This is a genomic window from Segatella copri, from assembly GCF_002224675.1.
In the GTDB taxonomy this organism is placed as follows: domain Bacteria; phylum Bacteroidota; class Bacteroidia; order Bacteroidales; family Bacteroidaceae; genus Prevotella; species Prevotella copri_U.
The window spans coordinates 57,649-83,681 of record NZ_NMPZ01000007.1 but is presented as its reverse complement, the minus strand read 5'-3'; the positions used below and the strand labels follow the sequence as shown (position 1 = coordinate 83,681).

The window sequence follows — 26,033 nt, the reverse complement described above, 5'->3', positions numbered from 1 at the left end:
ATATATAAATAATGTATAAACAAGAACAGATTAAGCCCTACGAGGGCACAGGAGAAAAGGGAAAGTTGGTAGAGGAGATGTTTGATAACATCGCCCCTACCTACGATACCCTGAACCACCGACTCTCGTGGGATATCGATAAGGGATGGCGCAAGAAGGCAATCAAGCGGCTTGCGCCCTTCTCTCCAAAGAAAATGCTCGACATCGCCACAGGTACCGGCGACTTCGCCATCCTTGCTGCACAGATGCTGCATCCCGACAAACTCGTGGGAGCAGATATCTCGCAGGGAATGATGGAGATAGGAAGACAGAAAGTGAAGCAGTTGGGACTGGACCAGGTAATCCGCTTCGACAAGGAAGACTGCCTTCACCTCTCATACGAAGACAACACCTTTGATGCGGTAACAGCCGCCTTCGGCATCCGCAACTTCCAGAACCTGGACCAGGGACTGCGCGAAATGTGCCGAGTACTGAAGAAGGGAGGACATCTCTGCATCGTGGAACTCACCACTCCAGTTAGCTTCCCGATGAAGCAGCTGTTCCACATCTATTCGCATACCGTATTGCCTATCTACGGCAAGCTGATATCGAAAGACCAGAGTGCCTACAGCTATCTCACCAAGACCATCGAGGCATTCCCACAGGGAGAAACGATGATGGAGGTATTCAAGAAGGCAGGATTCGAAAAGGCTGAGTTCAAGAGACTCACCTTCGGCATCTGCACCCTTTATTTCGCAACAAAATAAAACAAAGATATTATGGACAAGTATGGACTCATAGGTTATCCCCTAGGACATTCGTTCTCAAAAGGCTACTTCAACGAGAAGTTTGAGAACGAGGGCATCGACGCCCAATATATCAACTTCGAGATTCCATCTATCGAAGATCTCACCGAGATTCTCGACTCTAATCCGGAGTTAAAAGGCCTCAATGTAACCATCCCTTACAAGGAGAAGGTAATCAGTTATCTTGATCAGGTTAGCCCCGAGGCAAATGCCATCGGAGCTGTCAACGTGGTGAAAGTGGAGCATAAAGGCGACGAGACTATCCTCAAGGGATACAACAGTGATGTCATCGGTTTCACCCAGAGCATCGAACCTTTCATCGAGTCTTTCCACAAGAAGGCATTGATTCTCGGTACTGGCGGTGCATCCAAAGCCATCAACTACGGCTTGAAATCGCTCGGACTGGAGACTGTTTTCGTGAGTCGATACGAACGTCCTGGTACTATTCAGTACGATAAAATCACCCCTGAGGTCATCAAGGAATACAATGTCATCGTGAATTGTACTCCTGTAGGTATGTATCCTCATGTAGATGAGTGCCCTCCACTGCCTTACGAGGCGATGGATACCCATACACTACTCTACGACCTCATCTACAATCCCGATGAAACCCTCTTCATGAAGAAGGGAAAAGAGCACGAAGCCACAGTGAAGAATGGCTTGGAAATGCTCTTGCTGCAAGCTTTTGCATCATGGGATTTCTGGCAAGAAGAAAAATAAGCATATCATAAAGTTCAAAGATTAAAGTTCAAAATAAGAATATGAGTAACAATAGATACATGATGCGCGGTGTAAGCGCAGCAAAGGAAGATGTTCACAACGCTATCAAGAACATCGACAAGGGTATCTTCCCACAGGCTTTCTGCAAGATTATCCCTGATATCCTGGGAGGTGACCCAGAGTATTGCAACATTATGCATGCCGACGGTGCAGGTACCAAGTCTAGCTTGGCCTACATGTACTGGAAGGAGACTGGCGACCTCTCTGTATGGAAGGGTATCGCTCAGGATGCTATCGTGATGAATACCGACGACCTGCTCTGCGTGGGTGCCGTAGATAACATCCTCGTCAGCTCTACCATCGGCCGCAACAAGATGCTCATCCCTGGCGAGGTTATCTCGGCTATCATCAACGGTACCGACGACCTGCTCCACGAGATGCGCGAGATGGGTATCGGCATCTATCCTACCGGCGGTGAGACTGCCGATGTAGGCGACCTGGTACGCACCATCATCGTTGACTCTACCGTAACCTGCCGCATGAAGCGCAGCGACGTCATCGACAATGCCAACATCCGTCCAGGCGATGTTATCGTAGGTCTTTCTTCTACAGGTCAGGCTACTTACGAGAAGAAGTACAACGGCGGTATGGGTAGCAACGGTTTGACTTCTGCCCGCCACGATGTATTCGCCAAGTATCTCGCAGAAAACTATCCTGAGAGCTACGATCACGCCGTGCCAGATGAGTTGGTTTACAGCGGTAAGTATAAGTTGACCGATGAGGTTGAGGGTTCTCCTATCAACGCAGGCGAACTGGTACTCTCTCCTACCCGCACCTATGCCCCAGTAATCAAGAAGATTCTGGATGAGCTTCGCCCAGAGGTTCACGGTATGGTTCACTGCACAGGCGGTGCCCAGACCAAGGTTCTGCACTTCGTAGGCGAGAACTGCAAGGTAGTGAAGGACAACATGTTCCCAGTACCTCCACTCTTCAAGGCCATCCACGACTGCTCTGAGACCGACTGGAAGGAGATGTACCAGGTATTCAACATGGGTCACCGTATGGAAATCTACGTTCGCCCAGAGGTAGCCGAGAAGGTTATCGCCATCAGCAAGAGCTTCAACATCGATGCCCAGATTGTGGGTCACATCGAGGAAGGCAAGCGCAGCCTGACCATCAAGAGCGAATTCGGAACATTCGAATACTAAAAAAGAATTTAAAATTAATGGATAATAACAACATATTACAGAAGCTAGAAGGCTTAGAGAGCCGATACGAGGAAGTAAGCACCCTCATTACCGACCCTGATGTCATCGCCGACCAGCCACGCTACGTGAAGCTCACCAAGGAGTGGAAAGACCTTGGCGACATCATGGACGCACGCAAGCGATACATCAACTGTCTGAACAGCATCAAGGAGGCTAAGGATATCCTCGCCAACGAAAGCGACCCTGAAATGAAGGAGATGGCGCGCGAGGAACTCAACGAGAACGAGGCTCTGCAGCCTAAGCTCGAAGAGGAAATCAAGATAGCCCTGGTTCCTAAGGATCCAGAGGATGCCAAAAATGTACAGATGGAGATCCGTGGCGGTGCAGGTGGCGACGAGGCTGCCCTCTTCGCCGGTGACCTCTTCTCTATGTATAAGAAATATTGCGAGTCTAAGGGATGGACCATCAGCGTGACATCTGTCTCTGAGGGCGCTGTGGGTGGATACAAGGAAATCGACTTCGCTGTAAGCGGAACAGATGTTTACGGTACATTGAAGTACGAGTCTGGTGTTCACCGTGTTCAGCGTGTGCCTGCTACTGAGACTCAGGGCCGTATGCATACCTCAGCTGCTACCGTGGCTGTATTGCCAGAGGCAGACAAGTTTGAGGTGAACATCAACGAGGGTGACATCAAATGGGATACCTTCCGAAGCTCAGGTGCCGGTGGTCAGAACGTGAACAAGGTGGAGTCTGGAGTTCGTCTCCGCTATCCTTGGAAGAACCCTAACACAGGCGAGGTAGAGGAAATCCTCATCGAGTGTACCGAGACCCGTGACCAGCCAAAGAACAAGGAGCGTGCCTTGAGCCGCCTCTATACCTTCATCCACGACCGTGAGCATCAGAAGTATGTAGATGATATCGCCAGCCGCCGCAAGAGCCTCGTCTCTACCGGTGACCGTAGTGCGAAGATTCGTACCTACAACTTCCCACAGGGCCGTGTTACCGACCACCGTATCGGTTACACCACCCACGACCTCAATGGTTTCCTGGCTGGTAATATCCAGGATATGATTGATGCCTTGACCGTGGCTGAGAACGCAGAGAAGCTGAAAGAAACAGAATTGTAAAACCTTACCAGGGTTTCGTATGTGGCTCCGCAGTTTTAAAGCTTTTGCCCTTACAGGGCGACAGGCTTGATGCCATGACTACCCAGGGTGTTGCCCTGGGCTAGGGGCTTCTGCCCTTTCAGGGCGTGTGAAGCAAACATCTGAAATTCAAGTGTGGAGCAAACATATGAAATTCAAGTGTGGAGCAAACATATGAAATTCAAATAACTTAAAAAGAAATGAACAGAAAAGAACTTGTAGAGCAGATTTTCGCCAAGAAGAGTTTCTTGTGCGTAGGTCTTGATACAGATATCAATAAGTTGCCTAAGTGCATCACTGAGAGTGAAGACATCCAAGGCGCAGAAGCCGAGATGATGTTTAAGTTCAACCAGGCTATCATCGACGCAACCGCTCCTTACTGTGTGGCTTACAAGCCAAACCTGGCTTTCTACGAGAGCCGTGGTATCGACGGCATGATCGCCTTCGAGAACACCATCAAGTATCTCAAGAGCCACTATCCAAACCACTTCATCATCGCTGATGCCAAGCGTGGCGATATCGGCAACACATCCAAAATGTATGCCCAGACTTTCTTCGAGGAATACAATCTCGATTCAGTAACCGTAGCTCCTTACATGGGTGAGGATTCTGTAAAGCCATTCCTCGAGTATGAGGGCAAGTGGGTCATCCTCCTGGCTTTGACCAGCAACAAGGGTAGCCACGACTTCCAGCTCACAGAGGATAAGGAAGGCGAGCGCCTCTTCGAGAAGGTTCTGAAGAAGAGCCAGGAATGGGGCAACGATGAGAACATGATGTACGTAGTAGGTGCTACCCAGGGCCAGATGTTCGAGGACATCCGCAAGGTGGCTCCTAACCACTTCCTCCTTGTTCCAGGCGTAGGTGCCCAGGGTGGCAGCCTCCAGGAGGTTTGCAAGTATGGCATCATCAAGGATTGCGGTCTGCTCGTCAATTCATCTCGCGGCATCATCTACGCTAGCAATGGCGATGATTTCGCAGAGGTAGCAGGCCAGAAGGCAAAGGAGCTGCAGGAGCAAATGGCAGCCGAGCTTGCCAAGCTGGGCTAAGCCTCCCGCTAGGCGTCCCGGCAAGAAAGACTTCCGCTAGGCGTCCCAGCAAGAAAGTCTTCTGCTAGGCGTCCCGGCGGATTTGAAATCCGCCGTAAAAAAGGTTCGACCTATTAAACCGGGGGATTTGCAATCCCCCACCAAAAATAAGATTTTAGGCGCAAAGTATCTTGAAAAAGAGGCTTTGCGCCTAAAAAATACCCATTTGTTGGCGAAAAAAGCAAAATATTACGAAAGAATGACGAGAATCTAAATTTATTTTGTTATTTTTGCAAACAAAATGTGTTTCCTAAAAGAGAATCTTGCAAGGAGACCCTAAGTAATACAAACTAGAAGATTGATAAATATGGAATTTACCGCAGCGCAAATAGCCCAGTTCGTTCAGGGCCGTGTGGAAGGTGATGAGAACGCAACAGTCAACACCTTCGCTAAAATCGAAGAAGGCAAGGAAGGCGCTATCTCGTTCCTTTCAAACCCTAAATATACTCACTTCGTGTACGACACAAAGTCGAGCATCGTACTCATCGACGAGAACGTGGAATTGGATCATCCTGTTTCTACCACCCTCATTCGTGTGAAGAATGCATACGAGTGCGTGGCAAAGTTGCTCCAGATGTATGAATCAATGAAACCTAAGAAGACGGGCATCGACCCATTGGCTTTCGTTTCTCCAAAGGCTAAGGTGGCTGAGAACGTCTATATCGGTGCTTTCGCCTATATCAGCGATGGCGCAGAGGTGGGCGAAGGTAGCCAGATTTATCCTCACGCTTACATCGGCGAGGGTGTGAAGATCGGCAAGAATGCCCTCATCTACCCTCACGTAACCATTTATCACGGCTGTAAGCTCGGCGATAACGTGACTCTCCATGCAGGTTGCGTCATTGGTGCTGATGGCTTCGGCTTCGCTCCAGGACCTGATGGATATGACAAGATTCCTCAGATCGGTATCGTTACCATCGAGGATGATGTGGAAATTGGTGCCAACACTTGCATTGACCGCTCTACCATGGGCTCTACCTACGTTCGCAAAGGCGTGAAGCTCGACAACATGGTTCAGATTGCCCATAATACCGACATCGGTGCCAACACCGTGATGTCTGCACAGGTGGGTGTAGCCGGCAGTACCAAGGTAGGCGAATGGTGTATGTTTGGCGGACAGGTAGGTATCGCCGGTCACATCACCATCGGCGACAAGGTGTTCCTCGGAGCACAGAGCGGTGTGCCAGGCAGCCTCAAGAGCGGCCAGCAGCTCATCGGTACTCCTCCTATGGAGCAGCGTGCTTACTTCAAGTCACAGGCCATCTTCCGTCGCCTGCCTGACATGTACAAGGAGCTCAACGACCTGAAGAAGCAGATTGAAGAATTAAAGAAAAATAAATAAAACTATATATAATTATGTCAAAACAGAAGACACTGAAAGGTAGCTTCTCTCTTTGCGGCAAGGGATTGCACACAGGCTTGAGCCTCACCGTGACTTTCAATCCTGCACCAGAGAACACCGGTTATAAGATACAGCGCATCGACCTCGAAGGCGAGCCTATCATCCAGGCTGTAGCTGAGAACGTCGTTGAAACCCAGCGTGGCACCGTACTCGGTAAGGGCGATATCCGCATCTCTACCATCGAGCACGGTATGTCAGCACTCTATGCCCTCGGCATCGACAACTGTTTCATCCAGGTAAACGGTCCTGAGTTCCCTATCCTCGACGGCTCTGCATCCATGTATGTAGAGAAGATTCAGAGCGTTGGCATCCAGGAGCAGAATGCAGAGAAGGACTATTATATCATCCGTCATAAGATTGAGGTGAAGGACGACAACGGTTCTGTCATCACCATCCTTCCAGACGAGGAGTTCAGCATCACGGCGATGTGTTCCTTCGAGAGCAAGTTCATCAACAGCCAGTTTGCCACCCTCGACAAGATGGAGACCTATGTTGACGAGATTGCTTCTGCACGTACCTTCGTATTCGTTCGCGATATCATGCCATTGCTCCAGGCTAACCTCATCAAGGGTGGCGACTTGGACAATGCCATCGTTATCTACGAGCGTCAGGTAGAGCAGGCTCAGCTCGATCAGCTCGCCGACCATCTCAAGGTGCCTCACATGGATGCCAGCAAGTTGGGTTACATCCAGCACCGCCCTTTGCAGTGGGAGAACGAGTGTACACGCCATAAGCTGCTCGACATCATCGGCGATATGGCGCTCATCGGTAAGCCTATCAAGGGTCGCATCATCGCTACCCGTCCGGGCCACACCGTGAACAACAAGTTCGCCCGTCTCATGCGCAAGGAGATCCGCAAGCACGAAATCCAGGCTCCTATCTACGATCCAAACGAGGAGCCAATCATGGATAACATCCGCATCCGCCAGCTCCTGCCTCATCGCTACCCAATGCAGTTGGTTGATAAGGTCATCGCTATGGGTCCTACCAGCATCGTGGGCGTTAAGAACGTAACCAGCAACGAGCCATTCTTCACCGGTCACTTCCCTGAGGAGCCAGTAATGCCTGGCGTTCTCCAGGTAGAGGCGATGGCACAGTGTGGCGGTCTGCTCGTATTGAACCAGCTGGAAGAGCCTGAGCGCTGGAGCACTTACTTCATGAAGCTCGACGACGTGAAGTTCCGCAAGAAGGTGGTTCCAGGTGATACCCTCCTCTTCCGTGTGGAGTTGCTTGCACCCGTACGCCATGGCATCAGCTCAATGAAGGGCTATATGTTCGTAGGCGACCAGGTGGTGGCAGAGGCAACTTTCACTGCACAGATTGTTAAGAACAAGTAATAATAAGATAGAAATATGAATCAGATTAGTCCATTAGCGTTTGTTCATCCAGAGGCAAAACTCGGTGACAACAACATTATCGGTCCTTTCTGCTATATCGACAAGGACACCGTTTTGGGCGATAACAACGTATTGCAGAACAGCGTTACCATCCACGTGGGCGCTCGTATCGGCAACAATAATGAATTCTTCCCAGGTGCCAGCATCTCTACAAAGCCTCAGGACTTGAAGTTCAAGGGCGAGGTGACAACCTGCGAGGTGGGCGATAACAACAGCATCCGTGAGAACGTTACTATCTCTCGTGGTACAGCCTCTAAGGGCAAGACCGTGGTAGGCAGCAACAACCTCCTGATGGAGACTGTTCACGTGGCTCACGACTGCGAGCTGGGCAGCGGCTTGATTATCGGTAACTCTACCAAGTTTGCCGGCGAGGTGGTTGTAGATGACAACGCCATCGTCAGCGCCAACGTTCTCGTTCATCAGTTCTGCCACATCGCAGGCTACGTGATGATCCAGGGCGGTTGCCGTTTCTCTCAGGACATTCCTCCTTATATCATTGCCGGCAAGGAGCCAACCCGCTATTGCAGCATCAACCTCATCGGTTTGCGTCGCCGTGGTTTCAGCAACGAGACCATCCAGAACATCCACGAGGCTTATCGCCTGCTCTACAGCAAGGGTATCCTGAAGGAAGGTATCGAGGAAATCAAGAAGAATCTTGAGGTGACCAAGGAAATCCAGTACATCATCGACTTCGTAGAGAGTTCTCAGCGAGGCATCATCCGATAATGAAAACTTTAATTGTAGTGCTCGGTCCTACCGGTGTAGGTAAGACCGAGCTCTGTCTTTCTCTGGCAGAGCATCTCTCTATACCTATTATCAATGCCGACTCCCGCCAGATCTTCGCAGAACTCCCTATCGGAACCGCTGCCCCTACTGCCGAACAGCAGCAGCGGGTGAAGCATTATTTCGTAGGAAACCACCACATCGAAGATTATTACAGCGCAGCCCAATACGAGGCCGATGTGATGAATCTCCTGGAAGAAGAAATTTTCAAGAATCACGATGTGGCGCTGCTTACAGGCGGCAGTATGATGTATATCGATGCCGTATGCAAGGGTATCGACGATATTCCTACCGTGCGTGACGACATCCGTACCTGGATGAAACAGCGCCTGGAAGAGGAAGGTTTGGAGACACTGGTAGAAGAACTCCACAAGATGGACCCGGAGCATTGGGCGATAGTAGATAAGAAGAATCCCCGCCGCGTGGTGCATGCTCTGGAAATCTGTCACCAGACTGGCAAGACCTACACTTCTTTCCGTGTAGCCGAGAAGAAGCAGCGTCCTTTCCGCATCATCAAGATAGGCCTGAACCGCGACCGTGCCGAACTGTACGATCGCATCAATCAGCGTGTGCTGATGATGATGAAGGAAGGCCTGGAGGCAGAAGCCCGCAGCGTATATCCACACAAGGGTCTCACTGCCTTGAGAACCGTGGGCTACAAGGAAATGTTTGCCTATTTCGATGGCGAGATAGATAAGGATGAAGCCATCCGCCAGATACAGTCGCATAGCCGTGAATACATGCGCAAGCAGCTCACCTGGTTTAAGCGAGATACCGAAATCCACTGGTATCATCCCGACCAGCAGGATGAAATCATCCGATTTATCGATGAAGAGATATAGACATAATCGCCCAATAGCATCAAAGAATATGCTATCGGGCGATTTTCATATCATAAAATCCTACATCTCAACCTGATTCACAATCTCACCATCAAACATATTGATGATTCTATCGGCATAATTGGCATCATGCAGCGAGTGGGTTACCATTACGATGGTGGTGCCCTCCTTGTGCAACTCAGAAAGCAGTTCCATCACCTCCTTGCCATTCTTGGAATCCAGGTTTCCCGTAGGCTCGTCGGCAAGAATCAGCTTAGGATGCGGCAGGATGGCACGGGCGATAGCGGTGCGCTGCTGCTGACCGCCCGAAAGCTGCGATGGGAAATGCTTGGCACGATGGGATATCGCCACTCGCTCCATCACATCCTCTGCACGCTTGCGGCGCTCCTTGCCCGAAACTCCCATATACAGAAGTGGCAACTCGATATTCTCCACCACATTCAACTCATCAATCAGGTTGAAACTCTGGAACACAAAACCTATCATTCCCCTTCTTATCAGGGTACGCTCGCTCTCCTTCAGCATGCTTACATCCTTGCCGTCGAGCAGATAGCTGCCGCTTGTAGGATTATTCAGCAAACCTATTATATTAAGTAATGTGGATTTGCCACATCCCGAAGGTCCCATGATGGCAACAAATTCACCTTCCTTCACCTCCAGACTGATATTACGCAAAGCCCAGGTCTCCACTTCCTCTGTCTGAAATACTTTCTTGATATTATTTAATTGAATCATAATCTTTATCGTTTCTTTAAATTCGTATTATACTTTTATACTTTCAAATTACACATTTTATTCCTTAACCAGAATCTCCGAAGGATCCACCTTCATGATTTTACGTACCTGACAGGCGATGATAGCTGCAATGAAGCCAATGACTATCACGACACTCAAACTAATAGGAAAGGCAGGATTGATTTCTACCATATCGAAAGTCTGACTCAGAACGATATGGAACAGCAACACGGCTACCACCGCAAATACCATGGCGATGAGCGTAATCACCAGATAGGTTCTTCCGAAGAGTTTGGTAATATCCTTTGTCAGGGCACCATTCACCTTGCGGATAGCTACTTCCTTCTTGCGGGTCTGCGTATCCAGCATCACCGTACTGAAGATGCTTATCAGGCAGATAGCCAGACTCACGATAGCCAGGATCCACGCAATATTTTGCAGTATTTCCAACGCAAACATACTCCTTGCCATATAGTCACGCAGATTGGATGACATCGGTTTTACCACAGCAGGCTCCAATTTCTGTATCATTCTATCTACAGCGATCTGCATCTCCTTATATTCACCCGGCTTTGCCACAAGAATATAATGTGTGGCACCATAAGCCTCTTTGGGGTCTATGACTATGAATGAGTATATATCAATTTTAAAACTCCCCTGATAAGGTATCGACTGGAACGTTCCGGCTATCTGATACGAATCCATCTCATCTACGGTCAATATATCATTAGGAGCAACATGATGCTGGCGCATCTGCTTATACAACTCCTCATTTACCAGGATACACTTCTTCCGGTTTGCCTTCGGCTTCCAATTCACCTTGATCTTGAAGAAATCGAGATAGGAGGTATCTGATGTAATCCGAATTTTATAACTCGTCACATTATTATAGCTAGCATAAGGATCGCCTTGCCAAGCCGCCTTGCTGAACTCCTCGTTCTCTGCCAGCTCGTTAACTTGCAAAACTCCCCAGCTATAAGGAATCCATCGTTCCACCTGCGGCAAATGGATGAGCTTGTCTCTAAGGCGCTGACCATTTTCTGCCGCATTTGTCTGCAGATACAGACTTTGCTTGTATGCACGCTCGTCATCAGGAATATGATTGAAATCAGCCATCTTGCCCACCCAGCACAGGAGGCAGAAAGTAACACCCAGGAAGAACATACTGATCATCACCTGCACACCCAGCATCGTATTGCGGAACCAATGGTTATGGCTTCTTCTCATTCCTGATTCGAGTGCTTGCGTACACTTGCAAATGCGACTCAGCACAACCCAGATGATGGCGAGACACAACATCATAACCACCAGCCCAATCACCAGACTATAGAGATACAGATGACTGATGGTTCCTAACTCGGAGGTGATTTCTGCAAACTGAGGCCTTGCCAGATAATCACAAATCCAGGATCCCATCAATACTGCCACCCAATAAGCCGCCAGCACGATCATCACCACCTCGGTAGCAAACATAGAGAAGAGTTGGAGGCGTGTGGCACCATTGGTAATTCGAAGCGAGATTTCACGTCTGCGCATCCAGAACAGCTGCGTCTGCATTCTCAGAAAACCAATGATGGCAGCCAGCAGAATCAACGAACCTATCAGATAAGTGATGGAACGAGCAATAGCAACGCTTGAATACTCTTCGCTCAACCGATCTTTCAGCTTTTCTGTTTTTACCTTCAACCCCAATGGTTTCAACCTGCCGTTCACCTCTGCTTTCAACTGCTGTGGCGTGCATCCCTCTTTCAACACCACATACAAATTCCCAGCATTAAATTGATCAGAATCCATATCTTCCAACTCACATGGTGAGTAAAAGAGAGCGGAAATGTATATGTCTGGCTCAGTCAATGATAAGTCTTGATAGACATCAACCAATCTCAACTGATAATTCTGATAATTCCCATAGTTCTTAGTCAAACGAATGCTTGCACCCACAGGATTCTTGTCACCAAAGATTAGCTTTGCCTGCTTTTCGTTGATAATGGCATCATGAGGACCCAGCACCTTTATCTTTTCTCCCGTAATGGCAGAACGGATACCTACAAAGTTGGGGTAATTTCGGTCAAGGGGAACTGCATCCAACTGCATCTTGCGTCTTGTCTTGCCGCTTAGGGTAAACTCAGCCCAGCCGCCTGTTAGCATACCATTAGGAGCATAGGGTCCCTGCTCTATGCAACGAGGTCCTCCATTCGCCTTCACCGCCCTTACGATATCACCATTGATACGAATTGAATTATCCGATTGACGTTTTTGGATGGAATCGAACCGGAGGTTATAAACCCTGTCATAATAAGGTTCATGATTTATGGAAGCCATGCGGAAATTCTGCAGAAACGAATGCACCGTGGCAAGCGTCACCATACCGATGGCAAGCGACAGGATGCTGCCCAGCGTCTGCACCTTGTACTTGAGAATGTTGCGCAGGGCAACCTTCAGGTTGTGTAATAACATGTTCATATTTTTTAGTCTTTATAATTTATTTACGTGAAATATTGAATTTTATTATCTATGAGAGATTTTGTTTTTTATTATCTCAGATAAAAATCTATCTCAAATCTATTTCTTTTTCGCTGGCGATTTGGGTATATCCGCTTACGATAACCTTGTCGCCCGGCTTCAAGCCGGAAGTAATTTCGAATTGCTGCGGATTCTGTCTGCCAACATTGATATTCACCCGCTGCGCCTTCTTGCCATCGTCAGATACCCGGAATATCCAATATCCGTTGGTCGTTTGGAAGAAATCACCATTCGGAATCACCAAGGCTTGTTCCGGCTTGCCCAATTCCAACAGCACCCGATAACTCTTGCCCAAACGGATATTGGCGGGAGTCTTGCCAGTGAAAGTTAATTCGCAGACAAACTGATGGTCTTTCACTTCAGGAATCACCCGTGATACACGAAGCGGGAACTGATGACCATCGTACTCGATATGGGCAGGAAGTCCGGCGATAACGCGGTCGATGTAATACTCAGCCAGCGAAACCTGCAGTTTAAACTGGCTCATCACCTTGATCTGTCCGATGCTCGCCCCGGACGAAACCTGCTGACCTTGGGTTACCCCCAAATAACTCAGTTGTCCGCTTACGGGAGCCCGAACCACCAACTGCTGGGTGCGACCCTTCATTCTCGATAATTTCTTGTTGGCTTCCATCCGGTTGGCAGCAATCATCTCGCGCTTCAATCGGGTAGATACGGAATCATGCTTCAGGTTTTGCATCTGCAAGAGCACCTTCTGCCGCTGATATTCGTAATCTTCCTCAGCCACTTCCAGTTCCGCCTTACTCTTAATGCCCATACGATATTCCTCTCGGCTCTGCTTGAGCGATTTCTTCAAGCTCGCCATCTGATGCTGGGCATCCAAGGCTTGCTGGCGAAGGTTGATGGTCTTCTGCGTCATCTCTATCTCCTGTTCCTGACAGTTGCGAAGCTTGCTGCTCCATGCATCCTGCTCATCATCAATAGAATGATAGAGTTCCGAATTCTGAAGCACCAGGATGGTATCGCCCTGCTGCAGCATGGCTCCTTCTTCTGCCACCACCCGTTCCACGAATCCGTTCTCCATCGCATTCACCTGGATGGTCTTGAAGGGATACACCAGTCCTTCTACATCTACATACTCCCAGAAAGGAGCCTTCTTTACTTCGGCTATCACCACGCTATCCATATCCACCCTTCGGGTGCCCGAAGTAACGATTAGGAAAAGGGCATAGACCAGGATAGCAATGCCTGCTGCACCCGACAGGATAGGATATCGGTAGCGGATATACCACGGTTTCGGTTGTTTTTTTATATCCATATTATTCTGTTTTTATTCATTTCTTTATTCTATAGGAAGTTCTTCCTTCAATTCTTTATTGTGTTCGAAATCGAATCCCGTCATGCTTCGGAGCGTATAGTAAAGACTCCAATAGGTCTGCATGGTCGAGATGTAATTGCGCCGGGCGGCATCTTTCTCGCTGATGGCTGCATTCAGGTCGAGTATCGAGTTGCGCCCCATGATATAGAGTCGGCGCGCCACCACATGTCGCTTCTCGGCACGCTGGTCGGTGAGCGATGCCACATGCACCTTTCGGGCTTGCATGTTAAACTGCAACACCAGTTTTTCTACGTTCTGGTAGAAATCCCTCATGCCTTGCTCCACCTGCGTCTGGGTAAGCGCCAGCTGCGATTTGGCTTCTCTTATCCTACCCTTTCCCCGTCCCCAATCCAATATCGGAAGGGCGATGGTGATGCTTGCCGATTGCTGTCTCATCGGACTGCGATAGGCGGCACCGATGTCGGCTCCCGTCTGCGAGAGTCCAAACTGCATATAGAGATCAGCCTTCAATCCGGCATTGGCACGAGCCTGAGCCAACCGGCTTTCGCTCTCCTTCTGGATACGACGGTAATAATCGGGATCCGGACTATTCAACAAAGCCCAATCTATCGCCCGTTGCAAAGGAACCTCAAAGGCAGGCACCTTATCCGGCATCACCAGACAGATGTCCTGCGATTGTTCCAACCCCAGAAACGAGCGGATGGTCTGCATCTTCTCCCGCAAAGCCACCTGAGCATCCATCACATTGGTCTCCTCGTTCAAACGGTTGATTTCCAGCTGTAGCATCTCGTTTTCCGAAATCGTTCCGTTCTCATATCGCCCCTTTGCCATCTGATAAAGCGTATCAGCAGAAGCAAAGTTCTGTTTTGCCATCTCCCATTCTGCTTGCGCCGAAGCCAGACCGAAGAAATGCTCACAGGCTTTTGCCGAAACAATCTCCAGCGTTTCGGCATATCGCTTTTTGGATTCCCGGAACCGGATAGGTTCTATCCGTCGATTCCATTTCAGTGAGTTATAGCCAAAAAGACTCTGCTCATAACCCACGATAAAGGGTTGACTACTATAGGCTGTTATCTTGTTGTGCAACTCATCCAAGCGGTTGAGCGAACTCTTCACAAAAAGGCTACCACCCGTCAGGGAGATATTCTGGTTGATTTTCAGAGTAAGGTCGGCACTCAACTGATCTTGCTTCAGAAAGAGAGCCGTACCATCTGACTGGGTTATCTTGTTCACCTCCTTATTAATATAAGGTGAAGATGAGAGGGAAAGCGAAGGCAGATAGTTGGCCTGATGATACCGATAAGCCCAGTAAGCAGACAGAAAGGTATTGCGGGCACTCTGCACCGATGGCGACTGCCGCTGCGCCATCGCAATGGTAGCCGCCAAGTCGAGCTGCAGCGTGTCGGCTTGAACATTCAGGGCTGCAAGCGCCCATACTATGAATAGGTAATTCTTTATCTTCATAATGATTTCTTTTGCAAAAACTAACACAAAAGCTATGCCATAAAGATAAAGATATGATTATCAGGAAAATAAGAAATTCCGGATATAAAAAAAGCGTGCGAAACCGCACGAAACGTGTGCGATTTCGCACGGTGCGCACATCCTCAATATGATAGGCATCCGTCTCTATCAGGCAGGAAGCACCACGCTAAAGGTGGTTTTATCGCCTAGTTTCGAAGAGGCGGTGATGGTTCCACCATGCAGGGTTACTATCTGCTTGCAGATACTCAACCCGATGCCCGAACCGTTCGTCTTGGTAGTAAAGAACGGCACAAAAATGCGCTCCATCACCTCCGGAAGGATTCCCTTACCATTATCAGTAATGGAAATGATGAAATCGCGCTTGTTGCTCGAAAGATGAGTGGTAAGACGGACATAAGGAATCTCTTCATTCTCCACTGCTTCCTGCGCATTCTTCAGCAGATTAATCAGCACCTGCTCTATCTGCGAACGATCCATCTGCAACCTCTGGTCTTCGTTTTCTATCTCATAATGGAATATCGAATCCGGATAAAGATGCTGCAAATCAGCCACCAGATCACCAATCCTTACATCCTCAAACTGAGGTTTCGATATGCGTTGCAACTTTCGATAGTTCTCCACAAACTGCAGCAAGCCATTACTCCTTCGATTGATGGCTTGCAATGCCATCAGCAGATCATCATGCTCCAGCGTATCCTGCTCCACCCCTTCACATAGTGTATCAGCCAAAGAGATGATAGGAGTCAGCGAGTTCATGATTTCGTGGGTCAATACCCTCACCAGCTGCTGCTGCGCATCCGTCTCATTCTTCTGAATCACCGGTTGCACATTCTGCAAGGTATAGAGGCGATAGGCAAAGCCTTTATTAAAGAAGTTGACCACGCTCAATACAAAGTCAGCCTTCCCCGCATGCTGATTTCCAGCATCCAAAGCCTTCTTGCCAGCAGCCCCCTCGCTGGTCTTGGTCTCCAACTGTACCAGTTTCTGCAATCCCGGCTTCAGCTGCATCATCATTTCCGGAAGCGTCTCATCCAGCACCTGCAAGTCGTGCAAGTGATGAATCGAAAAACCGCAGAGTCCATCCACGGCAGCCCGATTCATCCAATGCACCTTTCCCTGTTCATCCGCCACAATGAGAAAGGCATTGATGGTATCGAGCATCGTTCCGAAATACTGGTATTTCGCTTCCTGCAGCAAAGTGGTTTCCCGAAATTCATTCACCACTTCGTTAATCTGCTCTGCAAGATTCCGCTCTTCTCCCCTCAGATGATCCAATGAATACTGAAGCGAGAAGTCACGGGTGCGGATAGCCTCAATCAGTTGGCGCATCCGCTCATTGCTCTTATGATTGAATAAGTTATTGACGATTGACATAGTTTCAAAAATTTCCGTTTTTTCTATCAAAAAAACTGCTTAAATCCCCACACGCCCTGTAAGGGCAGAAGCTCCTAGCCCAGGGCAACACCCTGGGTTTTAACAAGATATATCCCTACGCCCTGAAAGGGCAAAAGCTTTAAACCCCGAGCTTATCGATTTTTCTGTAAAGGGCGAAACGGGTGATACCCAGCAACTCTGCGGCCTGTGTAAGATTTCCATTGCTCAAGGAGATGGCACGCTTGATGGCTTCACGCTCCAAGGTCTGAAGATTGAGCGAATCAACCTTTATGGAACCTGATGAAGAACTTGATGAAGAAGAGCCCAATGCCACCACAGAATCCTCCAATCTGATATCCTCGGCAGCCAGTTCCGTCTTATCACTTAATACGATTGCCCTCTCAATGCAATGCTGCAATTCTCTTACATTACCCGGCCAGGTATGTTTCAACAGCTTCTGTTTGGCAGATGCACCCAGCACCACATCGCCAACACTATATTTTCCCGAATAAATCTTCAGAAAATATTCTGCCAGCAGAACAATATCCTCTCCACGTTCACGCAGCGGCGGAAGATGCAACTCAATGGTATTCAGTCGATAGAAGAGATCCTGTCGGAATGTTCCCTCGCCCACCTTCTCACGCAAATTAGCATTCGTAGCCGCCAGAATCCTCACATCCACATGGCTCACCTTATTGGAACCAATGCGCTGAGTCTCCCGCTTCTCAATCACCGTCAGGAGTTTCTGCTGCATCGGCAGGTTCAGATTTCCAATCTCATCCAGAAAGAGAGTACCGCCATCCGCCGTTTCAATTCGTCCTTCCTTCGCATTCCTGGCATCCGTAAACGCCCCCTTCTCGTATCCGAAAAGTTCACTCTCGAAAAGATTCTCAGGGATACACCCCAGGTCGATATTCACAAACGGCTTCCTTGCCCTGCCCGAAAGCTGATGCAAGGCATGCGCCACCACATCCTTTCCCGTACCATTCTCTCCAGTAATCAATACGTTGGCATCCGTAGCCGCCACACGCATCATCTGCGCTTTCAGTTCCTGCATGGCAGGGCATTCGCCAATCATTCTCGCAAACACATCTTCAGAAGAAGCAATAGACTTGGACTCAGAACATTGATTCATATTCAGATTCTGATACATATTCTGCTCCGATTCCTTTTCCTGCGAATCCGAAGAATCCAGCTTCCTTTCCCTGCTCAATTCCACGGCACTCTTCACCGTATCGAGCAGTTTATTCCTATCCCATGGTTTCGGAATAAAGTCGATGGCTCCCGCCTTGATAGCCCTCACCGCCTTCTCCGTATCCACGTAAGCCGTGATAAACAGCACCACGCTCTTGGGGTTATGCGCCAGAATCTTCTCCAGCCATTCATACCCCTCTTCGCCACTGATGGCATCCCGATGGAAGTTCATATCGAGCATGATGACATCAGGCATGAACGAATCCATCATTCCGATGATTCGTTCAGGCGTATTGATAACTCTGATACCCTCCACGTATGGTTTCAAAAGCATATTGAGCGACAAGAGAACATCCTCATTGTCATCCACTATCAGTATCTTTCCTTTTTTCTCCATTGCCATCATTTTTGATTTTTAATTATTTTGCCCACAAAGTTACTGCAAAAAAACGAGATAGCTTCGAAAATCCCATCATTTCTTCCAAAATTCTAAACAAAAACGGTCTCCCAACCACTTTATCCCGATATTTCAAAGAAAAAGCGATGATTTTTCCGAAAATATTTGGTGATTTCAAAATTTCGCTTTATCTTTGCACTCTAGTTATCAAGAAATCTCGGGGTTGACTGGATTTGACGGCGAGATGAAATGGTACGTAAGCATGCGGAGGCTCGTTGGCTACCTCCTAAATCCTAGTGAACAAAAAATTAATTGGCGAAAATAACTACGCTCTCGCTGCTTAATCGAAGTACAGTAGATTAGCTTTATTCCGGCACAAGGTGCTGGAACGGGACATCGCTCAACGGATGTAGTTCCGAATCTTGTTGATCAAGCGGTGCAGGCAAATCGGAAATAGTTCATGTACGCCTCGTTGCATGGATGAAATTTTAGAGGATAAGGGTATGATTGGTGGTCCAGGTCTTGTCATACCTCGAAAATTGCAGGCTGGAATAAGCATGTAGAAAGCGTATGGTTTCCTTGTGCGGACGAGGGTTCGATTCCCTCCAGCTCCACCCTACCATTAGAGAAGTCGCTGATTTTCAGCGACTTCTTTTGTTTTAATCAGCACTTCTATGGGCATGGTAAGCGAAACAAGCCGCTTTACGCATCGTCAGTACTATCATAGCGACCTATCAGTAACGTCTTTGCGCCTTGTAAGTGCTATCGTTATTGCTTGTAAGTACTATCTCAGTTACTTGTAAGTACTATCATTGCTGCATAGGTTTTACGTAAAAAGTCTTCGGAGTAACCTTTACTTGTTGCCGGAAGAATTAATGTTATAAGCCGGAGAAGCCTATATCTTCAGCCGCACAACAGCTGTTGTGCGCTTGCATATCAGCTGTTATGCGCTCGCCCGACACCTGTTATGCAAGCGCATATCAGCTGGTGGGCGATGAATTGTTGGATATAAGTTCTGTGTATGTATATGAACGAGCTGAATCTTTGGTTTTTAACACTGATAATTGCGATTATTAACAGTGCCTACTCCGCCCCCATGCGGTAATTCTTTGGCGACAAACCAGTATGCTTTTTAAAGAAGGTGCCGAAGGATGAGGCATTAGGAAAGCTGAGATCACTGGCTATCTGCTGAATCGTCATGTTCGTATTCTTCATCAGATAAATGCTGCGACGGATAATCGCCTTGAAAATCAACTGCTGAACCGTCTTGCCACATACCGACTTCACTATCACCGAAAGATACTTCGGAGTGAGACAAAGCTGGTCGGCATAGAAAGCTACCGTACGCTCACGCATGAAGTTCTCCTCTATCAGCTTCACCAACATCTCGAAAGTCTCTATCTTACGTCGCATCTCCTTACCTTCCTTTTGGAACGAAGCAGAAAAAATGCTGCAAAGACGATAGGTTACCGCCATCAGAAGCAACTTCTGCTCATGCAAACTGTAAGTGTCATGCTTCTCCTTCTGCTCTAAATCCAAAAGCATCCGGGCATAAGAGGTCAGCATCTCCTCATATCCCGTATGAGCCACCGTGCACGACTGGGGATAGAGCGTAGAATAAAGCCGCATGCTGACTACGGTATTTCCCAGCATGTGGAGAATCTGTTCCACACGATAAAAAAGCAACGTGTATCGGAAGTCTGCAGAGACTTCCTGCACATGAAACAGGATTCCGGGAGAGAGAAAAACGGTCTCTCCCATAGACGCAACAAAGGATGTTCCATCTACACAGAAACGGAACATCCCTTGATGACAAACTACTATTCCGACATAATCAGAATAGAAAGGCTGCATCAGAAAATGAGGAAAATCATAAGCCTCATATATGATTATATTGTCTGTTATCTCCATTTTTTCAAATTGCTTGAACTGCGAAGATAACAAAAATATCAATTCCATCTGATAACAATCCCGATTATTTATGATATTTTAGCAGATTCCCAGCGCTTCCGGATCAAAGACCATGAACTTATAATTTTTAAAAAAAAGAACATTATATTGCACCTTTTCTTGCGTAATCTAGAAATATTTATTACCTTTGCAGGAAATGTACAATATAATGCACTACTCAATCGTATCTGACTGAATAAAAACAACATAAAATGTTGATTTTCAAATAAGAAAATAAAAAAGACAAAAAACAAAAGAAATGAACATCAAGTCAATAGGCAGTAAAATCAAGGGAAATCCTACGATGGTAGAGGGTACGGTGTATTCCATGCTCATCATCTGTAGCATTTCTCATTTCCTGAACGATATGATTCAGTCGATTATCCCTTCCATCTATCCGATTGTGAAGGATAAGTTCGACTTCTCGTTTGCACAGATTGGTATCATCACACTGGTCTTCCAGATGACATCTTCCATCCTGCAACCTTTCACAGGACTTTATGCCGATAAGCATCCCCGTCCCTATGCCCTCTCCATCGGCATGTGCTTCACATTGGTGGGCCTGCTCCTGCTGGCTTTCGCCGAGAATTATTTCCTGATTCTCCTGGCAGTGAGCGTTGTCGGCCTGGGTTCGTCCGTGTTTCATCCCACAGCATCGAGAGTGGCCCAGATGGCATCGGGAGGCAAGAAGAGTCTGGCACAATCCATCTTCCAGGTGGGTGGCAATGGAGGATCTGCAATAGGACCTTTGCTTGCCGCCATCATCATCCTGCCTTTCGGCCAGCATGCCATCTCCTGGTTTGCCCTTGCAGCCCTGCTTGCCGCCATCATCATGGTAAGATTGGGAGTCTGGTATAAGGCACGACTGGCTTACGTGGTGAACCATCCTCAGAAACAGCCCCTTCTTAATACCCATATCTCTAAAAGGGTGAAGTATTGGGCTCTGTTCATCCTCATCATGCTCGTGTTCTCCAAATATTTCTATACGGCATGCATTACGAGTTACTTCACCTTCTTCCTGATGGATAAGTTCGGCGTATCTGTACAGACCTCGCAGCTGTGCCTCTTCGTATTCCTTGCCGCCTTTGCCATAGGTACGGTGGCAGGAGGAATGCTGGGTGACAAGTTTGGCAGAAAGTATGTCATCTGGTTCTCCATTCTGGGAGCAGCACCCTTTGCCATCGCCATGCCTTTTGTGAACTTCACATGGACCATCATCTGTACCTTCCTTTCTGGCTTAATCATCGCCTCGGCATTCTCTTCCATCGTGGTATATGCCACCGACCTGATGCCAGATAAAGTGGGATTGATAGCAGGCATTTTCTTCGGCCTGATGTTCGGACTGGGAGGACTTGGCTCAGCGTTCTTCGGCTGGTTAGCCGACAAGACCAGTATTGAGTTTATCTTCCAGGTGAGTGCCTTCCTGCCATTGCTCGGCATCATAGCAGGATTCTTGCCGAATACCCAGAAGAGTTGATGGCTTTCTTGCCTTTATCTTCTTCCCAGGTTTTTCACATTCACATTCTTCAGCAGATACTCACGGGTCAGCTCCTTGATGTTGCGCTTGCGCCAAGGTATCACGAGCATCAGTCCGGCACATACCAGACAGCCATAGAAGGTCCAGCCTGCCATCTCCTTGATGGATACCAGCGTAGCCTGAACCTGTACCTTTCCCTTCACACTCATGGCAGCCATGTTCTGCGCCTCGGTCTCCGTCTTGCCCTGATACTGCATGCCTCTTACCGTCTGGTCATAGGTCTTTGCCGTCTCCAAGCTGGTGCGGTCGTAATCCTGTGCAAAGCGGGTTACGTAATACTGCTGGCGATGCTGAAGCACATTGGTGTAGAGCGCCGAACCGATGCATGGGGCGATGACCATACGAACGGTGAGCATGATGCAGACCCAGGTGGACATGAAGCGGTAAGGCATGCGCTGATTGGCTATCGTGGAGATGAGCGAATAGAGCAGCATCATTCCCGTGGAACGGATGATGATAGGCCATTTCATACGATCATACATGCCGTCGTTCTGTACCTCGAAGTACATAAAGAGGGCGTAGCCTCCGATAAAGAGGAAGCCCATACAGTACATCCACTTCAGATGAACATTCTTGGCTCTGGCGATGACCGCGAAAATCAAGCCCACGGTATATCCCACCATCACCCAGTTGCCCAGGGTGGCATTCTGCCAGTTGTCTATCTTCATTCCCACATTGGTGAATACATTCACAAACATGGCACTGGAGTTGCAGACCATCAGGAGGAAGAACAGCATGATGCCGTAATTGATAACCCTGAGCTGGAACACCTCCATGATAAAATAAGGTGAGCGGCGGGTCTTCTCCAGATAGATAAACAGGGCGGTGAAGATGAGACAAACCACCGTAGAATAACGGATGGTAGGATCATCAAACCAGTCCAGCGTCTTGCCGAACACCATTACATAGGCAAACGAGCAGAGCATGATGCTGAACACCGTGACATTGCCAAACTTCGACATCGTAATCGGGAACTTCGGCATCGGATACTTATGATAAGGCATGGTGAAGAACACGATGATGATGCCCGCCAGCATGAATGCCATCATGAAATGATACACATACTGCCACTCGTAAGCATAGGCAAGCCAAGCCGTGAGCCAGGTACCCAACTGTCCGATGATCATGAAGAAAAGATAGATAACCGGCTGGGACACCATTTTTTCTGAATCCACCGCATCCCAAGCCTCCTCGGTGGTAGGCTCGCAACCCGGCGTGATATTCTTCGTTGCCTCGATGCCGAAACCATACCGGATGAGTACAAAGAGATGCGCCATCAGAAGCGTCTGGCGAACAAAGCCCATCAGCAGACTGCACAAGCCGAGGATGAACAGCGAATCGGTCTGGGCGCAGACAAAACTGAGCAAAAAGAGTATGGAGAATCCCACGATACACATCATCTTCTCTCTCCGGATGCACACCAGTTCGTAGAAGAACGGCGAGAAAGCCGCCATTCCTATCGACGTACAGAAGCCCGCAAAGGCGATGTATTCCGACTGGATGCCCAGTCCGCTCATCATCTCTCCACTGTTGGCGGAATAGACACCACTCATCGTAATCATCGGCACGAAGAGGATGATCATGAAGATGATGCCCAGCGGTTTCGGCACCCAGTCATAGAACGGATAATTCTTATATTCTTCTTCCATATATTACTTCATTTCCTTCTAGCTACTTTTTATTTCTCTCAGCCTTCACAATCACCATCATACCTGCTGCCAGGCGGGCATTGTCTTCCTTGCTGAGGTTAGTGAAGTCGATTCTTACAGGCACACGCTGCTGAATCTTCACGAAATTACCGGCTGAGTTATCGGTAGGAACAAGAGAATACTTGGAACCGGTAGCACCGGAGATAGCGGTAACGGTGCCCTCAAACTCCTTGTTGCTGATGGCATCCACCGTCATGCGTACCTTCTGCCCCACATAGAGATTCTCTACCTGAGTTTCCTTATAGTTGGCGATGACCCACTTTTGGGCATTAGGAAGGATATAGGTGATGGTGGTTCCGGCGCTTACCATCTGTCCCTCTTCCAGGGTGCGGCGACCCAACTTACCATCGCATGGTGCAACAACCACACAATAAGAGAGGTTCAGCTTCGCCATCTCCACCGCAGCCTCAGCCCGTTGGATGGCAGCAGCCACATTCTGCTTGCGGGTAACCACCTCGTTCACGCCCTTATAGGCAGCAGCCTGCTGTCGCTTTACCGACTCCAGTTTCTTCTTGGTAGCCGCATATTCCACTTCCAGCTGCTCCAGCTGGATAGGTGTAGCCGCCTTCTTCTCTACCAGGTTGCGATAGCGCTCGCAGTCTTTGGCAAGTTTGGCAAGGCGCACCTCTATCTCATCGATAGATGCCGAATAGACGGAAGCCGAAGTCTGGGTGGTCTGCTGGGTAGCATCGATGACGTTGGCACCCGCCTTGGCATCCTTCAGTGCCGCCTCAGCCTCCATCAGTCGGATGCGATACTCACGGTCGTCAAGAACCAGGAGCGTATCACCCTTGTGCACCTCCTCGTGCTCTTTGAAGCAAACCTTGGCTACATAGCCCGATGCACGCAGGTTTACTGGGGAGATATACTGCTCTATCTGCGCATCATTGCTGGTTTCATGGGCATTATAATCCAGGAAGAGGCAGACGATCTTCCAGAGTCCGAAGGCGAGAATGGCTACGCCGATAAGACTGGCGATGATCTGACGGATACGCTGCTTCTTCAATTTCTTCTGCATTTCTTCGTGAGAAGTCTGAATGGTTGCAGCATTATCCTCACGAGCGGTTTCTATCTTGTTGTTTTCGTTCTGTTCCATTGTTATATTCTGATTGATTATTTCTTAATGATTCCTTTGCTATTTTACCTGATCCAACTGTCCGGTGAGTTTCAGGAGCGAGAGATTCGCCACCTTATATTTATAGTAGGCGGTGAGATAATTGTTCATGGCTTCGCTCATGCGCATCTCATCCTGGAGAACGGCGGTCATCGTTCCTACACCTTCCTTATATTGGTCGGCAGTTACGCTATATACATCCTGCGCCAGGGTGTAATTATCAAACTGCTTCTTGTAGTTGCGCTGACTGTTGTTCACCTCGCTCACGGCGTTCATATAGTTTGCCTGCATGCCCTTCAGCGCATCCTCGTATCCGATGCGGGCATTCTCCTCCTCCACCTTGGCACGTCTTATCTTGGAACGCTTCTCGAAACCATCAAAGACTGGCACTCTCAGCTGGATGCCGATGCCGTTGGAACCATACCAGTGGTTTGATTCGCCCGAATGAATCCAATGTTCAATCTTATCGGTAAAGGCAGAATACATCAGGCTTCCGGTAAGGCTCACCGATGGCAGATAACCGTCCTTGGCGAGCTTTGTCTGCTTCTGGGCAAGTTCCTTTCTCTTCTCCAGAAGCTGGAGTTCGTAGAGTCCCGTATTCAGTCCGTTGGCTTTCACGGTCTCTATCTCTCCCGGATTCACATCACTTACCTTGATTTGCTTTTCTGCAGGATAATCTATCACATACTTGAGCATGGTATATTGCTGATCGAGCATGGCAATGGCGTTATCACGCTGTACGGTGAGATTCTCGATGTTGAGTTTCACACGCTTCACATCCACCTCCAGAGTCATCTGGTTATCGTAGAAAGCCTGGGTGATGCCATAGAGTTCTTCCAGGCGCTTGATGTTGTCGTTCACCAGTCGAATCTGCTCAGCCGTATTCTGCGCCATGTAATACATCTTGGCAGTCTGCACGATGAGATCTTCACGTGCCTTCTCGTAAGAGAGCTGGTTGAGATGGTCTGCTATCTTGGCAATATCGATGGCAGTATTCACCATCTGGTTGTAGAGTGGCATCTGGAGCTGCAAGCCTACCGAAGCATTATACTGCAGGGTTTTGGTTACATTGTAAGGTTTGCCGTAGGCAGAACCATCCGTCACGGAAACGGGAGGGGTGAAGTTATCGTTCAACTGTGCCACGGCATTAATCTGCGGCAACAGCTTCGCCTGGTTCTCGCTGATGGAATACTTTCCCTTTGCAATCTCATTCCTGCTTTTCTGCAGCGACAGGTTATTCTCCACCGCCATCTGCAGACACTGGCTCAGCGACAGAGTTTCCTGCGCCATCATTGCAGAAAAAGCTCCGAGAGCCAGACAAAAACACAATATCTTTTTCTTGTTCATT

The 26,033-nt window shown here is 48.4% G+C and carries 20 protein-coding genes and 1 other RNA gene; 11 read left to right on the top strand and 10 right to left on the bottom strand.

The features are described 5' to 3' along the window. Positions 1-11: 11 nt before the first annotated feature. The 9 genes from ubiE (at position 12) to miaA (ending at position 9,367) form a co-directional block, all read left to right on the top strand. The gene (gene ubiE, locus CFT61_RS05850) at positions 12-746 is read left to right on the top strand and encodes a bifunctional demethylmenaquinone methyltransferase/2-methoxy-6-polyprenyl-1,4-benzoquinol methylase UbiE (RefSeq protein WP_089543525.1); all 735 of its coding nucleotides are present in this window, start codon (positions 12-14) and stop codon (positions 744-746) included. Between the two features lie 12 nt (positions 747-758). Beyond that, a complete protein-coding gene (locus tag CFT61_RS05845; RefSeq protein ID WP_089543524.1) occupies positions 759-1,505 on the top strand; it encodes a shikimate dehydrogenase family protein in 747 nt (248 codons plus the stop codon). Between the two features lie 59 nt (positions 1,506-1,564). Continuing rightward, on the top strand, positions 1,565-2,713 hold the full coding sequence (locus CFT61_RS05840) for an AIR synthase-related protein (RefSeq protein WP_089543523.1): 1,149 nt from the start codon (positions 1,565-1,567) through the stop codon (positions 2,711-2,713). Positions 2,714-2,730: 17 nt separating this feature from the next. Next, on the top strand, positions 2,731-3,840 hold the full coding sequence (prfA, locus tag CFT61_RS05835) for a peptide chain release factor 1 (RefSeq protein WP_089543522.1): 1,110 nt from the start codon (positions 2,731-2,733) through the stop codon (positions 3,838-3,840). A 218-nt stretch (positions 3,841-4,058) separates the two neighbouring features. Next, entirely contained in the window at positions 4,059-4,904 is an 846-nt protein-coding gene (gene pyrF, locus CFT61_RS05830) for an orotidine-5'-phosphate decarboxylase (RefSeq protein WP_089543521.1), read from the top strand. Between the two features lie 346 nt (positions 4,905-5,250). Further along, positions 5,251-6,285, top strand: a complete 1,035-nt coding sequence (gene lpxD / locus CFT61_RS05825) for a UDP-3-O-(3-hydroxymyristoyl)glucosamine N-acyltransferase (protein WP_089543520.1) — start codon at positions 5,251-5,253, stop codon at positions 6,283-6,285. Positions 6,286-6,299: 14 nt separating this feature from the next. After that, positions 6,300-7,682 carry a bifunctional UDP-3-O-[3-hydroxymyristoyl] N-acetylglucosamine deacetylase/3-hydroxyacyl-ACP dehydratase gene (locus tag CFT61_RS05820; RefSeq protein WP_153097943.1) on the top strand — a complete coding sequence of 461 codons (1,383 nt, stop codon included), beginning with the start codon at positions 6,300-6,302 and terminating at the stop codon, positions 7,680-7,682. 15 nt (positions 7,683-7,697) lie between these two features. Continuing rightward, positions 7,698-8,468: an acyl-ACP--UDP-N-acetylglucosamine O-acyltransferase gene (gene lpxA / locus CFT61_RS05815; protein WP_089543518.1), complete on the top strand. Its 771-nt coding sequence runs from the start codon at positions 7,698-7,700 to the stop codon at positions 8,466-8,468. After that, on the top strand, positions 8,468-9,367 hold the full coding sequence (gene miaA / locus CFT61_RS05810; protein ID WP_089543517.1) for a tRNA (adenosine(37)-N6)-dimethylallyltransferase MiaA: 900 nt from the start codon (positions 8,468-8,470) through the stop codon (positions 9,365-9,367). Before lpxA ends, miaA begins: the two co-directional genes overlap by 1 nt. Positions 9,368-9,427: 60 nt before the next feature. On the opposite strand, the gene CFT61_RS05805 is transcribed toward miaA, so the two are convergent. The 6 genes from CFT61_RS05805 to CFT61_RS05780 form a co-directional block, all read right to left on the bottom strand. Further along, a complete protein-coding gene (locus CFT61_RS05805) occupies positions 9,428-10,102 on the bottom strand; it encodes an ABC transporter ATP-binding protein (protein ID WP_089543516.1) in 675 nt (224 codons plus the stop codon). 57 nt (positions 10,103-10,159) lie between these two features. Further along, a complete protein-coding gene (locus CFT61_RS05800; RefSeq protein ID WP_089543515.1) occupies positions 10,160-12,565 on the bottom strand; it encodes an ABC transporter permease in 2,406 nt (801 codons plus the stop codon). A gap of 88 nt (positions 12,566-12,653) precedes the next feature. After that, on the bottom strand, positions 12,654-13,904 hold the full coding sequence (locus CFT61_RS05795) for an efflux RND transporter periplasmic adaptor subunit (protein ID WP_089543514.1): 1,251 nt from the start codon (positions 13,902-13,904) through the stop codon (positions 12,654-12,656). Positions 13,905-13,928: 24 nt separating this feature from the next. Continuing rightward, a complete protein-coding gene (locus CFT61_RS05790; protein ID WP_089543513.1) occupies positions 13,929-15,389 on the bottom strand; it encodes a TolC family protein in 1,461 nt (486 codons plus the stop codon). A 168-nt stretch (positions 15,390-15,557) separates the two neighbouring features. Then, positions 15,558-16,784: a sensor histidine kinase gene (locus tag CFT61_RS05785; protein ID WP_089543512.1), complete on the bottom strand. Its 1,227-nt coding sequence runs from the start codon at positions 16,782-16,784 to the stop codon at positions 15,558-15,560. 139 nt (positions 16,785-16,923) lie between these two features. Next, positions 16,924-18,375, bottom strand: a complete 1,452-nt coding sequence (locus tag CFT61_RS05780; RefSeq protein WP_089543590.1) for a sigma-54-dependent transcriptional regulator — start codon at positions 18,373-18,375, stop codon at positions 16,924-16,926. A gap of 219 nt (positions 18,376-18,594) precedes the next feature. Here CFT61_RS05780 and ssrA point away from each other — a divergent pair. Then, positions 18,595-18,992: a transfer-messenger RNA gene (ssrA, locus tag CFT61_RS05775) on the top strand. A 466-nt stretch (positions 18,993-19,458) separates the two neighbouring features. On the opposite strand, the gene CFT61_RS05770 is transcribed toward ssrA, so the two are convergent. Continuing rightward, a complete protein-coding gene (locus CFT61_RS05770) occupies positions 19,459-20,286 on the bottom strand; it encodes a helix-turn-helix domain-containing protein (protein ID WP_176425517.1) in 828 nt (275 codons plus the stop codon). Positions 20,287-20,584: 298 nt separating this feature from the next. On the opposite strand from CFT61_RS05770, the gene CFT61_RS05760 reads away from it, so the two are divergent. Further along, positions 20,585-21,802 carry an MFS transporter gene (locus CFT61_RS05760; protein WP_089543510.1) on the top strand — a complete coding sequence of 406 codons (1,218 nt, stop codon included), beginning with the start codon at positions 20,585-20,587 and terminating at the stop codon, positions 21,800-21,802. A gap of 14 nt (positions 21,803-21,816) precedes the next feature. Here the strand turns inward: CFT61_RS05760 and CFT61_RS05755 are convergent, their stop codons facing one another. The 3 genes from CFT61_RS05755 to CFT61_RS05745 form a co-directional block, all read right to left on the bottom strand. Beyond that, a complete protein-coding gene (locus CFT61_RS05755; RefSeq protein ID WP_089543509.1) occupies positions 21,817-23,511 on the bottom strand; it encodes an MFS transporter in 1,695 nt (564 codons plus the stop codon). Positions 23,512-23,533: 22 nt separating this feature from the next. Next, positions 23,534-24,589, bottom strand: coding sequence for an HlyD family secretion protein (locus CFT61_RS05750; RefSeq protein ID WP_233905576.1), 1,056 nt, complete (start codon positions 24,587-24,589; stop codon positions 23,534-23,536). Between the two features lie 117 nt (positions 24,590-24,706). Beyond that, entirely contained in the window at positions 24,707-26,032 is a 1,326-nt protein-coding gene (locus CFT61_RS05745; RefSeq protein ID WP_089543507.1) for a TolC family protein, read from the bottom strand. Position 26,033 lies beyond the last annotated feature (1 nt).

What these genes read in the sequence shown, in the direction of transcription:
- ubiE (WP_089543525.1), top strand. Translation starts at nt 12, where the DNA reads ATGTATAAACAAGAACAGATTAAGCCCTACGAGGGCACAGGAGAAAAG.
- CFT61_RS05845 (WP_089543524.1), top strand. Translation starts at nt 759, where the DNA reads ATGGACAAGTATGGACTCATAGGTTATCCCCTAGGACATTCGTTCTCA.
- CFT61_RS05840 (WP_089543523.1), top strand. Translation starts at nt 1,565, where the DNA reads ATGATGCGCGGTGTAAGCGCAGCAAAGGAAGATGTTCACAACGCTATC.
- prfA (WP_089543522.1), top strand. Translation starts at nt 2,731, where the DNA reads ATGGATAATAACAACATATTACAGAAGCTAGAAGGCTTAGAGAGCCGA.
- pyrF (WP_089543521.1), top strand. Translation starts at nt 4,059, where the DNA reads ATGAACAGAAAAGAACTTGTAGAGCAGATTTTCGCCAAGAAGAGTTTC.
- lpxD (WP_089543520.1), top strand. Translation starts at nt 5,251, where the DNA reads ATGGAATTTACCGCAGCGCAAATAGCCCAGTTCGTTCAGGGCCGTGTG.
- CFT61_RS05820 (WP_153097943.1), top strand. Translation starts at nt 6,300, where the DNA reads ATGTCAAAACAGAAGACACTGAAAGGTAGCTTCTCTCTTTGCGGCAAG.
- lpxA (WP_089543518.1), top strand. Translation starts at nt 7,698, where the DNA reads ATGAATCAGATTAGTCCATTAGCGTTTGTTCATCCAGAGGCAAAACTC.
- miaA (WP_089543517.1), top strand. Translation starts at nt 8,468, where the DNA reads ATGAAAACTTTAATTGTAGTGCTCGGTCCTACCGGTGTAGGTAAGACC.
- CFT61_RS05805 (WP_089543516.1), bottom strand. Translation starts at nt 10,102, where the DNA reads ATGATTCAATTAAATAATATCAAGAAAGTATTTCAGACAGAGGAAGTG.
- CFT61_RS05800 (WP_089543515.1), bottom strand. Translation starts at nt 12,565, where the DNA reads ATGAACATGTTATTACACAACCTGAAGGTTGCCCTGCGCAACATTCTC.
- CFT61_RS05795 (WP_089543514.1), bottom strand. Translation starts at nt 13,904, where the DNA reads ATGGATATAAAAAAACAACCGAAACCGTGGTATATCCGCTACCGATAT.
- CFT61_RS05790 (WP_089543513.1), bottom strand. Translation starts at nt 15,389, where the DNA reads ATGAAGATAAAGAATTACCTATTCATAGTATGGGCGCTTGCAGCCCTG.
- CFT61_RS05785 (WP_089543512.1), bottom strand. Translation starts at nt 16,784, where the DNA reads ATGTCAATCGTCAATAACTTATTCAATCATAAGAGCAATGAGCGGATG.
- CFT61_RS05780 (WP_089543590.1), bottom strand. Translation starts at nt 18,375, where the DNA reads ATGGAGAAAAAAGGAAAGATACTGATAGTGGATGACAATGAGGATGTT.
- CFT61_RS05770 (WP_176425517.1), bottom strand. Translation starts at nt 20,286, where the DNA reads ATGGAGATAACAGACAATATAATCATATATGAGGCTTATGATTTTCCT.
- CFT61_RS05760 (WP_089543510.1), top strand. Translation starts at nt 20,585, where the DNA reads ATGAACATCAAGTCAATAGGCAGTAAAATCAAGGGAAATCCTACGATG.
- CFT61_RS05755 (WP_089543509.1), bottom strand. Translation starts at nt 23,511, where the DNA reads ATGGAAGAAGAATATAAGAATTATCCGTTCTATGACTGGGTGCCGAAA.
- CFT61_RS05750 (WP_233905576.1), bottom strand. Translation starts at nt 24,589, where the DNA reads ATGCAGAAGAAATTGAAGAAGCAGCGTATCCGTCAGATCATCGCCAGT.
- CFT61_RS05745 (WP_089543507.1), bottom strand. Translation starts at nt 26,032, where the DNA reads ATGAACAAGAAAAAGATATTGTGTTTTTGTCTGGCTCTCGGAGCTTTT.